At 49.3% G+C, this 14,045-nt stretch carries 7 protein-coding genes, 1 tRNA gene and 2 pseudogenes; 4 read left to right on the top strand and 6 right to left on the bottom strand.

Annotated elements, in window-relative coordinates; genetic code table 11:
* The first annotated feature begins 150 nt into the window (after positions 1-150).
* The 4 genes from BVU_RS20125 to BVU_RS20110 all read left to right on the top strand — a co-directional run bounded on the left by BVU_RS20125 (position 151) and on the right by BVU_RS20110 (position 3,927).
* Positions 151-474 (top strand): nucleotidyltransferase domain-containing protein, encoded by a 324-nt coding sequence (locus BVU_RS20125; protein WP_005838989.1) that lies wholly within the window; start codon positions 151-153, stop codon positions 472-474.
* Positions 468-872: a HEPN domain-containing protein gene (locus tag BVU_RS20120; RefSeq protein ID WP_005838991.1), complete on the top strand. Its 405-nt coding sequence runs from the start codon at positions 468-470 to the stop codon at positions 870-872. Before BVU_RS20125 ends, BVU_RS20120 begins: the two co-directional genes overlap by 7 nt.
* A 266-nt stretch (positions 873-1,138) precedes the next feature.
* Positions 1,139-3,493, top strand: coding sequence for a DEAD/DEAH box helicase (locus tag BVU_RS20115; RefSeq protein ID WP_012055985.1), 2,355 nt, complete (start codon positions 1,139-1,141; stop codon positions 3,491-3,493).
* 361 nt (positions 3,494-3,854) lie between these two features.
* Positions 3,855-3,927: transfer RNA gene (locus BVU_RS20110), tRNA-Thr, on the top strand.
* A 219-nt stretch (positions 3,928-4,146) separates the two neighbouring features.
* On the opposite strand, the gene BVU_RS20105 is transcribed toward BVU_RS20110, so the two are convergent.
* The 6 genes and pseudogenes from BVU_RS20105 to gltB form a co-directional block, all read right to left on the bottom strand.
* Complete coding sequence (locus BVU_RS20105) at positions 4,147-5,505, bottom strand: transposase (RefSeq protein ID WP_008667781.1); 1,359 nt, start codon at positions 5,503-5,505, stop codon at positions 4,147-4,149.
* A 145-nt stretch (positions 5,506-5,650) separates the two neighbouring features.
* Positions 5,651-6,076, bottom strand: a pseudogene (locus BVU_RS20100) (carboxypeptidase regulatory-like domain-containing protein); the annotation flags it as partial.
* Positions 6,063-6,182 (bottom strand): annotated as a pseudogene (locus BVU_RS23075) (AAA family ATPase); the annotation flags it as partial. The pseudogenes BVU_RS20100 and BVU_RS23075, both read right to left, overlap by 14 nt.
* Positions 6,183-6,400: 218 nt before the next feature.
* A complete protein-coding gene (gene asnB / locus BVU_RS20090) occupies positions 6,401-8,071 on the bottom strand; it encodes an asparagine synthase B (RefSeq protein WP_012055983.1) in 1,671 nt (556 codons plus the stop codon).
* Positions 8,072-8,087: 16 nt separating this feature from the next.
* A complete protein-coding gene (locus tag BVU_RS20085; RefSeq protein ID WP_005851429.1) occupies positions 8,088-9,428 on the bottom strand; it encodes a glutamate synthase subunit beta in 1,341 nt (446 codons plus the stop codon).
* Between the two features lie 24 nt (positions 9,429-9,452).
* Positions 9,453-13,931, bottom strand: coding sequence for a glutamate synthase large subunit (gene gltB, locus BVU_RS20080; protein WP_012055982.1), 4,479 nt, complete (start codon positions 13,929-13,931; stop codon positions 9,453-9,455).
* Positions 13,932-14,045 lie beyond the last annotated feature (114 nt).

Genomic DNA, 14,045 nt, shown 5'->3' with positions numbered 1-14,045 from the left:
AATAAATCAGAAGAACTATCCTCTAAACAAAGAGGCGGACTGCGTGCTGGTTGGATGTTTATGTTGGGTGTTGAAGAAATAAAGGGTAAAAGGATATACTTGCTTTTTGTTTCTGATTTTTTTTGTTATCTTTACAAAAAGCTATTTGTGATGATGAAGCAAAAAGAAGAAATATTATATGCAATTAAGGAAGTCATAGCGCAGGTTATGCCTACAGGTGCAAGAGTGGTACTTTTGGGTTCTCAGGTTCGTAACGATGCCCGCGAGGATTCGGATTGGGATATATTGATTCTTCTTGATAAAGAAAAATTAGAAGAAGCAGATCACGATAAGTATGTTTATCCTTTATTTGAATTGGACTGGAAAATTGATGTGGAGATTCATCCTATAATGTATACTTTAAAAGATTGGCTGAAACGAAATTTTTCTCTCTTTTATAAAAATGTGGAACAAGACGGGATTGTACTATGCTGAGTGTTGATGAGAAAAAAGCGATTATAAATTATCGGATACAAAAGTCTTACGGTAATTTGAACGAGGCAAAAGAAGTTGCGAAATTGGGCTTTTGGAACTTGGTAGGTAACCGCTTTTATTATTTGGCATTTCATATGGCTTCTGCATTATTGTTGGATAAGGGTCTTGCATCTTGTTTTCACAGTGGTATGATTCACTTGATAGGTACTCGGTTTGTAGTAAAAGGTCTTTTAGATAAAAGTTATGGTCGTTTGCTGTCCCGTTTATTTGAATTACGGCAATCTGGCGATTATGATGATTTGTATGATGCAACAGAGGATGAGGTCATACCTTATATTGACAAGACATTTCAATTTATTCAAGATATGGAAAAGCTAATCGTATTCAAGGGCGAATAGTTATTCTGTAGTTTGTTGTTAGCATCTAAAAAAAACGTAAAAAGCCATCTCCCGTGTGAAATGGAACATGGCGTGCAATCACTTTTGGGGAATGTATGTGGGCCGAACGCTTTGTTCTCTGCGGACTTCTCGTGATGAAGATAGGTTTAAACTTTGACTCGGAAAACCATACTTTGAGTGATTGGATCATAGAAGAATAGACGATATTATAAGCTCTTTGTAAAGATAAAATATTTATAATTTATATAGGCTGTATGCGATAACGTATGCGGCCTTCCTTGTTTTTGTTGTCGGTAGCGACTGGCATCCGTATAATGTATTGCAAGAACGATTGTCTTCGTGACTACCAGCAGGAGATGAAGCTCAGGCTCTTTGAAGAGTGGGAGCTTCACCGGAGTGTGATGGTACAGATGCCTACAGGCACGGGAAAGACACACCTGCTGGCTGCCATAGTGAGGGAGTTCTTGTGTGGTTCCGGTAGCCGGGTATGGATTGTGGCGCATCGTCGGGAACTGGTGGAGCAGATAGAGGAGACGGTTTCCCGTTATGGAATGGGGAGGGAGGACGGAAGTGTGAGGGTGATGTCCATCCAGTGGTTGTCACGAAACCGGAAGATTGTGAACGGACAGCCGGATTTGATTGTTATTGACGAGGCACATCATGCCCTGGCAGAAACTTATCGGGAGCTTTGGAAGAGTTATCCGGAGGCGAGGAAATTGGGTATGACCGCTACCCCCTGTCGGCTGAACCGCAAAGGATTCACGGATTTGTTTGATACCCTGATTACCTCATGGAGTATTGCGGAATTTATCGGGAGGGGCTGGTTGTCGTCCTTTGACTATGTGTCCATCCGTGCGAACAGCAGGGAACAGCGGCTGGTTGACTCGTTGAAGAAGCGGGGTGCGGACGGGGATTACCAGGTGAAGGAAATGAATGCGGTGCTGAACCGGGAAACCGGTATCCGCCAATTGTATGAGAGCGTCCGTCGATATGCCGCTGGGAAGAAAGGGATAGTCTATGCCGTGAGCATCGCACACGCCCGACAGATTGCGGCTTATTACAGCCTGCATGGCGTGGAGTCTGTTGCTATCGACAGCAGGACCCCCGCTCTGGAACGCAAGGAACTGGTAGAGGATTTCAGGCGGGGAAAGATCAGCGTGTTGGTCAATGTGGATATTTTTTCCGAAGGTTTTGACTGTCCCGATGTGGAGTTCGTGCAGCTGGCACGTCCCACGCTTTCGTTGGCGAAATACCTGCAACAGGTGGGACGGGGGCTGCGGAAGTCGGATAATAAGGAATCATGTATGCTGATAGATAATGTGGGCTTGCACCGGATATTCGGTCTGCCTGTCCGTGACCGTGACTGGGAGGCGATGTTCGAAGGACGGATGGCGGGAAATGCTCAGCCCTGGACACGGATGGAGAACAGCGGGCTGTCTGTGTCTTGCTCTCTATCGGAAGATAGCAAACAGAATGAAGGACTGGAAATTGTGATGACACACAACTGTCTGCTGGATGCTATTCGGAAAGGGGATTTGATTTGTTTGGGAGGAGGTGGTCCGGTCGGTGGGGAGCAACGGACTGCTTTGAAAGCCTGTCATGACCGGCAGAGTGGTTTGTGGGGCTTGAGGTGCGGGAACAAAATCACAGTGATTCCTCAATACCGGGAAGTATTTGATATTTGTGCAAACCGGGCTGCTGTCCGTTTTGAGGACGGCCGGACAGGAGTGGTGGATGATTCCGGAACTCCCCTGATGGTAACAGACCGCTGCCGGAGATTGAGATTCCTGAAGGGAGAACTTCTTTCTGTCACCAAAGAGGATGGGAGTGACTGTTATACCGATTTGAAGACAAACAGAACTTATCAGGAGAGGCCGGTGGTTTTTTCATACGGCGGCATAGAGCTGCTGCGGGTGGGGGAGACTTTCCATAGCCGCACGCGGAAGGCGTATGCCTCTATGCATGGTTTGCACAAAGACAGTCTTTGTTTTTATGGTTTCTACTTGAAGATACCGGATTACCGTGTTCCGAAGTCTTGCCGGCTAGTTAATCCTGTGTGGTCTACTATATTTGATGTCTTCGCCTGCGTGCTGGAAGGGGATGATGAAGAGGTGTACTGGTGTTGTGGTTGTTTGGCGGATCGGAGCATTGTGGTGATGGACGGGGAAGGAAACTATTATCATGTGGAGAAAGGAAAGGGGAAGCGGTATATAGCTTGTAATGCTCCTAAGGCGGGCGAAGCGGATTTTGCCTCCGTGGTGGAAGGTCTGAGGAAGGAAGCCGGGCGGCGTGCGGAGAGCGTACAGCGGGAACGGCAACAGAATGAGGAAGAGAAAAGGCGGAAGAGGCTGGAGGAAATAAAAGATGTCCTTCCTTTCCGGATGGGGATGAAGTGGGGGCTGAAATGGGGAGATCGTATCGTAGTGCCTCCTTGTTACCGGAATATCTGTATTCCTGTAGGCGGTTATTGTGCTTTTGAAGGGAATGCCTGCCAGTGGGGGGTGATGGCACTGGATGGAAAAGTGGTGGTGGAGGCCAGATATCAGAAGGTGGAGATAGAAAAGGATGGAACGGTGCATCTGACCATCATTCCGGGTAAGGTAAAGACCATCAAACTTTGACGGATATTGAATTGTTTGGGTATGGAGTGGGTAAATTTCAGTATATCACGGGTGTTTGATGAGGAGAGCAATTAGTGTAAAATAGTTTTTACGCCTTGATGTTATAATCTTTACATAAAAGAAAACAATTCTACCGTTGAAGCTCTTACGTGGGATACCGCTTTCAAGAACATAAACGAACCAAGCGGATGGGCCATGAAAGGGATACATGAAGAAGCCTACTAATAAATCCGGCATCAATTGACATAACAAAATCGGATAACTGAAAAATTATCCGCTTTTAGTTTCTTTATTTCGAAAGAAAGATATATATTTGCAACGCTTTTTCAGAAAAGCACCCGATATTGCAGAAAAAACAGTTGCCGAAATGGCTCAGTTGGTAGAGCAATTCATTCGTAATGAATAGGTCCCGGGTTCGAGTCCCGGTTTCGGCTCAAGAAGCGGTAGAATACCGCTTCTTTTTATTTTATATAGGGATATTCAGTAAATGTCTCTAAAAAATAAGATGGCATATGAAGATGATAGGGCATGACCATTTCATATGCCATTCTTATTGTCATTTTTCCGTGCTTTCTCACATACTTCTATCCGACAGGACATGACGTTCCGGAAGAAGTCTGATGACCTCTTCTGATTCTGTGAGTAAAATCATATCATGCTGCTTTAGCTGTTTTGTTTCTGATTTTTTCTATCATCAGTATGGCATTTGCCGTATGTATTCCAAAGAAAATCCACAGTATTTCCGTCTTCCTGTTTCTGGCCTTTATCCTTGAGAGCGAGTAATGTTGCTTTTGAGTGCCGAAGCTTCCTTCAAGCCGTGTTGCCCTTTCTTTTGAGAGTTCGCTTCTAAGCACCTTCCTCAAAGGCTCATCTTTGGCCGCCCTTCCCTTGCGCACAAAGGATGTGGATATCCCATATTTTGTACAGAACTTTCTGTTGGCATTATTGGCATATATGGAATCGGCAGCCACACATCTTACCCTTACATTCATAAGCTTCTGCTGCATACGGATACAGTCCTTCAAGCGTATACCCTCATTGAATGCCTTGAACGAGAGGTGTTCGATGAACGATATGCCGTCTATCTGTATATTATTGACCTTTGCACCGAACTCGACGGACTTGGTTTCCTTGCCTCTGACGATGGGACGTACATAATGACGGTCAATGCTGACGATGCGGTCACTGACTTTCCGCCCTTCAAACATTTCCTTTTCTTGTACAAGCACCTTTCTGATGATGGAAAGACGCTTATGATAATCCTGGGTATATCGGAGTAAAGCACCGTACTCGCTATGGATCCCATCCCTTTGACTGAGGAGCTTTTCAAGAAGCTTGATCATACGGCGCTTAAGCATTCTTGTCCTTGAAGCTCTCCTCTTTCTTTTCTTGCAGTAGGACAGATAGGATTCCGCCACATTCCTGTATTTGTTGCGCGGACGCCTTATGCCCAACTCCCTGCAATGCCGGCATATATGCCTGTAGAGCCATTCGAGGCTTTCCCAAAGGAGTTTCATGTCCGTAGGAAAACGCATGTGGCTTTCATAGCATGTGGCATCGGTCATGCAGACGTGAAGGTTATCAAGATAAGGTTTCCAGTGTGAAGCCAGGAGCTCCTGGAAAGAATCAATGTCAAGGCGGGATGCTATCTCATTACGGATGGCACTGACTATCTTGAAGTTGGTTATGGGAAGGGACGGGGGAATCATAATTCCACAGAAAATCTGGTAGTGTATGTTCCCGTTCAGATGTTCCACCAGTTGCCTGTCGGAGAATCCGGTGTATGCCTTCAGGACCATAAGGGCGATCTTTGCGGAAGGACTGAATCTGTTCCTGCGTCCCAGGCGCCGGTCCGACAGGCCGGCGGCTTTTGCCATACATTCAAACGGAAAGACCGAATGAAGCTTGCCAAGCTCACTCTCATTAAAACTCTTGCGGTATTTTTCCAGAATATCAAATTCTGTAAAACCCAAAGTAGGGTGAATTTCTGAAATATTCACTATCTTTGCCATATCTTATTAGTTTGGATATTTCCCCCGTTTTGGCCGTCAAATCTTATTTTCGGGGGAATACCTAAAGATACAAAAAAGCCAACTAATTCGCAATACTTTGTGTATGAATTAGTTGGCTGATTTTGTAATATTTAATGAATGTCCCTATATAGTTCTCTTTTTCCATATAATAAAGCCCTTCTCCACGGTCACCATTCTCTAAATCAGTTAACTCTACTTTAAATATTCGGTAGGGGAGAATATTTTTCTGGTGTCTGGGCATATCCACGGTCAGCAGATAGGCATTGCCGTATTCGGTAGCATCGAAGTACTCTTTTATCTCTTGTTTCATCAGAACAGGTACTTCTTCTCCATTTATCCAAACGATAGCTTTTAGTTTGTCAGCCGATGGTGCCAGCAAAACGCCTTTGGCTTGTTTGCTTAAACCTGTTTGCTCAATCTTGCTAAGATCCTGTGCATGTACAAGTGAGGATTTTTCTTCTTTTTGCCATTGCAGGGTGCGGGTCAGACTCATGGGTCGAACATATATCTGATAGGTGGGCATGCCTCCAGGGATGTGGAAAATCTTCAATCATGGGCAAATACATGGTCTTGTCCACATAATAATAATTTTCAGTCCGCATCCGCACAAAGTCCGAGATGCCGTAAGGGATTTGAGGCGCTTTTTTTGTTTCCATCTTTCTTCTTCTCTTTTTTATAGCTATACAAAGTTACACCATTTTTTTCTGATACCCGGCATGGAAAGGGCTGTTTTTTCCACTCTATTTCGAAAACGTTGGCAAAAGCACCGCGCAGCCTTCCTCTTTTCGAAGGCAAGGCCGCGCAAGATTTCGGGGTGCAAAGCATCTCTTCTTTGTATGCATGAAATTGTTGGAATCAGACTCACGTTGCCATATTATGAATCATATGCTTCTTCGTGCACTCCCTTCACGGCCCGTCCGCTTGGTTCGTTCATGTTCTTGAAGGCGGCGTCCCACGCAAGGGCTTCGGCTGTAGAACATGCCACACTGGGCACGCTTGGCACGCTGCGGGCTGCGCTTTCACTGGGAAAGTGCTCCTGGAAGATGCTGCGATAGTAGTATTCTTCCTTGTTTTGCGGCGTATTGATAGGAAACCGTTCGGCTGCGTGCGCCATTTGCTCGTCACTGACGGCTTCGGCGGTAAGGGCTTTCAGTGTATCAATCCAACTATAGCCCACGCCGTCGCTGAACTGCTCTTTCTGTCGCCATGCTACACTGTCGGGCAACATGTCTGCAAAGGCTTTGCGGACTATTTTCTTTTCGATGGTGCTTCCGGGGCACATCTTTGCCTCGGGATTGAGGCGCATGGCTATGTCCAGAAAATCTTTGTCCAGGAAAGGCACTCGGCCTTCCACTCCCCATGCTGCGAGGGATTTATTGGCACGGAGGCAGTCATAGAGGTGGAGTTTGCCTAGTTTACGCACGGTTTCTTCATGAAAGGCTTGGGCTGTAGGGGCTTTGTGGAAATAGAGATAGCCGCCGAACACTTCATCAGCCCCTTCGCCACTCAGCACCATTTTGATTCCCATGCTTTTAATGACGCGTGCCAGCAAATACATCGGGGTAGAGGCGCGAACGGTGGTGACATCGTAAGTCTCGATGTAGTAAATGACGTCGCGGATAGCGTCCAATCCTTCTTGGATGGTATAGTGGATTTCATGATGCACGGTTCCGATAAAGCGGGCCACTTCGCGGGCTTTTATCAGGTCGGGCGCACCTTCCAGACCGATGGCAAAGGAATGGAGCTGAGGCCACCAGGCATCTTTTTTATTGTCGGTTTCTACCCGTTTGCCTGCATATTTCTTGGCAATGGCAGAGATGACGGAACTGTCCAGACCGCCGGAAAGAAGTACGCCGTAGGGCACATCACTCATCAGTTGGCGTTTAACGGCCTCTTCCAGTCCGTCGTGTATGTCCAGGGAATAGGCATTGTTGTTTTTCACGGCTTCGTATTCAAACCAGTCGCGGACGTACCAGCGGGTCATCTTGCCTTCTTTTCCCCAATAGTAATGGCCGGGAAGGAAGGGTTCGTATTCATCACAGAACCCTTCGAGGGCTTTCAACTCGCTGGCGCAGTATATTTTGCCGTCCTTATCCTTACCTATATATAAAGGTATGACTCCGATGGGGTCGCGGGCAATGAGGAAATCGTCTTTCTCCTCATCATAAAGGGCGAAGGCGAAGATGCCGTTCAGCTCTTCGAGGAAGTGAATACCTTTGTCACGGTAAAGGGCAAGGATGACTTCGCAATCGCTTCCGGTATGGAAATCATATTTTTCGGCGTACTTTGCACGAACATCCCGATGGTTGTAGATTTCTCCGTTCACGGCGAGGATTTGTTTCCGGTCGGGACTATATAGGGGTTGCCCTCCGCTTTGAGGGTCTACGATGGAGAGGCGTTCATGGGCCAGGATGGCAGAGTCGCCTACGTAGATGCCGCTCCAGTCCGGCCCGCGGTGGCGGAGCTTTTGTGACATTTTCAATGCCTTCTGACGCAGTTCCTGCGTTTGTTGCTTTATCTTGAATATTCCTACGATTCCACACATAATTGTATTTGTTGATTTATTTATTGAGATAACTGTCTATGTCCGTTGCCGCTTTCCGTCCGCTGGCAATGGCGCGTACCACCAGGCTGGCTCCGCTTGCTGCATCGCCGGCTACGAATACGTTTTCGGCGAATTGGGGATGTTCGGGCTTTAGGAATCCCATTGCCAGAAGAACCAGGTCGGCTTCAATCACTTCCACCTTTCCGGTGGGCTTCATGACAGGGCGGCCGCCGTCGGGACTCGGAGTCCATTCCACCGGTTCCACTTCCACACCGCACACTTTACCGTTTTTGCCTAAAAACTTACGGGTGGCGAGAGACCATAGGCGGCTGCACCCTTCTTCGTGAGAAGAGGTGGTTTTCAGTACGACGGGGAATTGGGGCCATGGAGTGGCAGGATTCTGTCCTACGGGCGGCTGGGGCATGATTTCTATTTGGGTGACGCTTAGGGCACCTTGCCGGTTGCTGGTCCCTATGCAGTCGCTGCCGGTATCCCCTCCGCCGATGACCAGTACTTTTTTCCCTTTGGCAGTAACCAGTTGTTCTTTCGGGAACGTCATGCCGGCAAGGATACGGTTTTGTTGCGCCAGCATGTCCAGTGCCGGGTGGATGCCTTTCAGTTCGCGTCCGGGGACAGGGAGGTCACGGGCGGTCGGAGCTCCGGTGCAGATGCAGTAGGCGTCAAAACCTTCGGGGAGTTGCCGCACATCCACATCGTTGTTCATTTTGAAGTGGATGCCTTCTTCTTCCATCACCCGGATACGGCGGTCGATGATGGGCTTGTGCAGCTTGAAGTTGGGGATGCCGTAACGTAGCAGGCCGCCGGGAGCCTCATTCTTGTCGAAGACGGTCACTGTGTACCCTTTTCCGTTGAGCTGGTTGGCGGCGGCCAGTCCGGCGGGCCCGGCGCCGATAATGGCTACTTTCCGTCCGTTGCGTTCAATGTTCCGGGGCTTGATGTAACCTTCGCGGAAGGCTGCTTCGGCAATGGCCGCTTCGTTCTCGCGGATGGTGACGGGAGAGTCCATGCTCAGTTTCAGCACGCAACTCTTTTCGCAGAGGGCGGGGCAGATGCGGCCGGTGAACTCAGGAAAATCGTTGGTTTCGTTCAATATCTTGTAGGCTTCCTCCCATTTGCCTTTGTAGAGGGCATCTTGAAATTCGGGCTGCTTGTTGCCCAGCGGACAAGCCCAGTGGCAGAAGGGAACGCCGCAGTCCATGCAGCGTGAGGCTTGAAGTTTCCGGTCACGGCTGTTCAGAGTCTGTTCTACCTCGCTATAATCTGATATCCGGTCGTGGATGGGACGGTAGCCCGCTTCCTGACGCGGTATAGTTAAAAATGCTTTTGGATTTCCCATATCTTTGTTGTATTTCTTTTGTCGTTAATAATCTCTTTGTACATCAGCTATTTTTTGTTGCAGCTTACGCATTTGTTCTTCTTGCAATACTCGTTTATATTCGATAGGTACTACCTGAATAAATTCATCCACATAGCGATTCCAGTCATCCAACATCGTTCTTGCCAGTTTGGAGCCGGTATAGAGGTAATGCTGACGGATCAGTTCATGCAGTTCCTTCCGGTAAGATGCCTCCTCGATAAGCGAGAGCTCCACCATCTCCATGTTGCAGAAATAATCGAAGTTGTGGTTCTTGTCCCACACGTAAGCCACGCCGCCACTCATCCCGGCAGCGAAATTCCGTCCGGTTTCCCCCAGTACCACGACCCGTCCTCCGGTCATGTATTCGCAACAGTGGTCGCCTACACCCTCTACCACGGCCGTCACACCGGAATTGCGGACAGCGAAGCGTTCGCCCACCCGTCCGTTGATATACACCTCGCCGTCAGTAGCGCCATACAACAGGGTGTTTCCGGCGATGGTATTCTTTTCCGCATCGAAATTGCTGCGCACGGGGGGCAGTACAGCAATGCGTCCGCCGCTCAGTCCTTTTCCCAGGTAGTCATTCGCTTCGCCTTCCAGCTTGAAACTGATGCCGTGGGTCAGGAACGCACCGAAACTTTGGCCTGCCGAACCTTTGAATTTGATGTGGATGGTCTGTTCCGGAAGTCCTGCCTGCCCGTATTTCTTGGCAACCGCTCCTGCCAGCATGGCGCCTACCGAACGGTCCGTATTGGCGATGGTGTATTCCAGGGAAATTTCTTTTCCGTTTTCTATGGCATCCCTGGCGGCGGCCAGTATGGTCACATCCTTCACATGGGCAATGTCGTGCTTCTGTTCCATGACATGGTGTATGGCAGCTCCGTTGTCCACCCGGTGTAGCAGTCTGCTGAAATCCAATAGTGAGGATTTCTTCTCACTTGGTGCTTGTTGTATTTCAATCAGGTCTGTCCGTCCGATGATATCCTCCAACCGGGTGAATCCCATTTCGGCCAGATATTCGCGTACTTCCTGTGCCAGGAAAGTGAAATAATTCACTACATATTCATAGTGTCCGCGGAAATGTTTGCGGAGTTCGGGGTCTTGGGTGGCCACGCCTACGGGACAGGTGTTGGTGTGGCACTTGCGCATCATGACGCATCCCAGTACAATCAATGCGGTGGTACCGAAACCGAATTCTTCCGCACCCAGCAAGGCCATGTTGATAATATCCCGTCCGGTTTTCAACTGTCCGTCCACTTGCAGTTTCACTTGTCCGCGGAGTCCGTTCAACACCAAGGTCTGTTGCGTCTCGCTCAGTCCTATTTCGGGCGAGATACCTGCATACCGCATACTCGATGCAGGCGACGCGCCGGTTCCTCCTTCCGCTCCCGAAATGACAATCAGGTCGGCTTTCGCTTTGGCTACTCCGGCGGCAATGGTTCCTACGCCGCTTTCGGCTACCAGTTTCACGCTGATTCGTGCCTGTGGATTTACGTTTTTCAGGTCGAAAATCAACTGGGCCAAATCTTCGATGGAATAAATGTCATGATGGGGTGGAGGGGAAATGAGCGAGATGCCCGGAATGGAGTGGCGGGTTTTGGCAATCACCTCGTCTACCTTGAATCCCGGCAGTTGTCCTCCTTCTCCCGGCTTGGCGCCTTGGGCCACCTTTATCTGGATCTCTTCGGCATGGACCAGGTATTCGGCGGTGACTCCGAAGCGTCCCGATGCTATCTGCTTGGTCTTGCTGCAAAGTGAGATACCCTGGTAAGTGCCGGTAATGCGGTCGCTGTCCTCACCTCCTTCACCCGTATTGCTGCGTGCGCCCAGTTTGTTCATGGCCAGTGCCAGCGCCTCATGTGCCTCCTTGCTGATAGCGCCGAAGGACATGGCTCCTGTCACGAAATGTTTCACGATGTTTTCTACCGGCTCCACCTTTTCAATATCAATGGGGTTTCGTTTGTGTCCGAAGAAGTCGCGCAGGAAGAGGGGGGAATCTTTTCCATCTACCATGGAGGTGAATTCCTTGAACTTCTTGTAGCTGCCCAGCCGGGTGGCCAGTTGCAGGGTGGAGATGGTTTCCGGATTCCAGGCGTGCCGTTCTCCGTCTTTGCGGAAAGAGAAAAGTCCGTTGTGCGGTAAAATGTCGCTCACTTCTTTTGCAGCGAATCCGGCATCGTGCAGGGCGATGGCGTCTCTGGCGACTTCTTCCAGACGGATGCCTCCGATGCTGGATGTCTGTGTGCCGAAATAGCTTCTCAGCAATTCCTCGCTGACCCCTACGGCTTCAAAAATCTTTGCGCCCCGATAGGAACGGATGGTAGAAATGCCCATCTTGCTCATGATCTTGAACAAGCCCTTGCGGATGGCCTTGATATAATTCTTCTCGGCCGTTTCGTAATTCATCTGCACATCGCCTTTCCTCACCAGTTCATCCAGTACGGCGAAGGCCATGTAGGGATTGATGGCACTGGCGCCATATCCCAGCAACAGGGCGGCGTGCATCACCTCGCGAATCTCGCCGCTTTCTACAATCAATGCGGTTTGCACGCGTTTCTGAACGGAGATGAGGTGATGATGGACAGCGCTAACTGCCAGTAGCGACGGGATGGCGGCATGGGTGTCGTCCACAAAACGGTCGCTCAGAATGATATAGTTCACTCCGTCGGTAACGGATTGCTCGGCTTGTTTGCACAGGTCGTTCAGGGCCTCTTGCAATCCGGTTTTTCCCTTGCTCACCTCGAATACGATAGGGAGTTTCACGGTATTGAATCCTTTATACCGGATGTTGCAGAGGATGTCCAGTTGGGTGTTGTTCAGCACGGGATGAGGCAGGCGTACCATTTTGCAATGGCTTTCGCTGGGCACCAGGATATTCATTCCCACGGCGCCGATGTACTCGGTGAGCGACATGACTAACTCTTCACGGATAGGGTCGATGGCGGGATTGGTCACTTGGGCAAACTGTTGGCGGAAATAGTTGAACAGTAACTGCGGCCTGTCCGAAAGGACGGCCAGCGGCGTGTCGTTACCCATAGAGGCGATGGGTTCGGCTCCTGTGTTGCACATCGGCATGAGGGTGCGTTCTATATCCTCGCGCGAGAATCCGAAGGTACGCAGCATACGGTCATAGCCGTCTATCCGGTTGTCTATCTTGCGTCCGCTTTTCAAGGTATCGAGCTCGATGCGGTTGGCAGACAGCCAGGCGCGATAGGGGCGTGCCGATGCCAGTTGTTCTTTTAGTTCACCGTCATAATATATTTTACCCTGTTCGGTATCAATCATCAGTATTTTTCCCGGTTGCAGACGCCCTTTCTCTTTAATCTCTCCCGGTTCGAAATCCATCACGCCTACTTCACTGGCCACTACCATCATGTCATTATTGGTAATGAGGTAACGGGCAGGGCGCAGACCGTTGCGGTCCAACATTCCTCCGGCAAACCGTCCGTCACTGAACAGCAGTGCGGCAGGCCCGTCCCAAGGTTCCATCAGGATGGAGTGATATTCGTAAAACGCTTTCAAATCTTCACTGATGGGGTTTTTGTCGTTGAACGATTCGGGTACCAGCATCGCCATGGCATGGGGCAGGCTCAGTCCCGACATCACAAAAAATTCCAGCACATTGTCCAGTGAGGCACTGTCGCTCATGCCCGGCTGGATAATGGGACGGATGTCTTTGACATCCCCCAATGCCGGAGAGGAAAGGACACTTTCGCGCGCCTCCATCCAACCCCGGTTACCGCGGATGGTATTGATTTCGCCGTTGTGCGCTAACAAACGGAACGGTTGGGCGAGGCTCCATGTAGGAAATGTGTTGGTGCTGAAACGGGAGTGTACCAATGCCAATCCACTGGTAAAATAGGGTTGCGTCAGGTCCGGGAAGTACTCGCGCACTTGCATGGACGAGAGCATACCTTTATATATAATGTTTTTTGCCGATAGCGAAACGATGTAGAAGTCCGTGTGCCGCACGCGCTTTTCTATCTTCTTGCGGATGATGTAGAGGGTGCGTTCCAGGCTGTCCGCATCTGTCACTCCGGTGATAAATACCTGTTTGATGTCCGGTTCGGTGGCCCGTGCGTCCTTGCCCAGGCAGGCGGGGTTGGTGGGCACATTGCGCAGGTGCATCAAGGTAAGTCCTTCGCGTTCTATTTCTTCAATCATAATGCTCAGGATGCCGGCTTGCTCTTTTTCGTCTTTGGGCAGAAATACGAGTCCGGTTCCGTATTTTCCTTTTTCGGGTACGGGGATGCCTTGCAGGAGGATGAATTCGTGGGGAATCTGTAGCATGATTCCGGCTCCGTCGCCGGTTTTGTTATCGGCTCCTTCCGCGCCTCGGTGGCGCATGTTTTCCAATACCTTTAATGCGGAGTCTACCAGTTCATGCGACTTGTTGCCATGAATGTTGACTACCATGCCTACGCCGCAAGCGTCATGTTCGTTGGTTGCGTCATAAAGACCTGTTTGCTCTGTTTTTACCATTATTGCTATCTTTAGTTTATAATAATGCTGGTTTGTATTTCATATTGTTCTGCAAAAGTAGGTAATTTATTTCTTTTTGATGAAGAGTTGGTGCTTTCTTTTGATAAAAAGATG

The sequence above is a fragment of the Phocaeicola vulgatus ATCC 8482 genome (assembly GCF_000012825.1).
In the GTDB taxonomy this organism is placed as follows: Bacteria; Bacteroidota; Bacteroidia; order Bacteroidales; family Bacteroidaceae; genus Phocaeicola; species Phocaeicola vulgatus.
The sequence above is the reverse complement of the archived record's forward strand: the minus strand, read 5'-3'. Positions and strand labels throughout refer to the sequence as shown.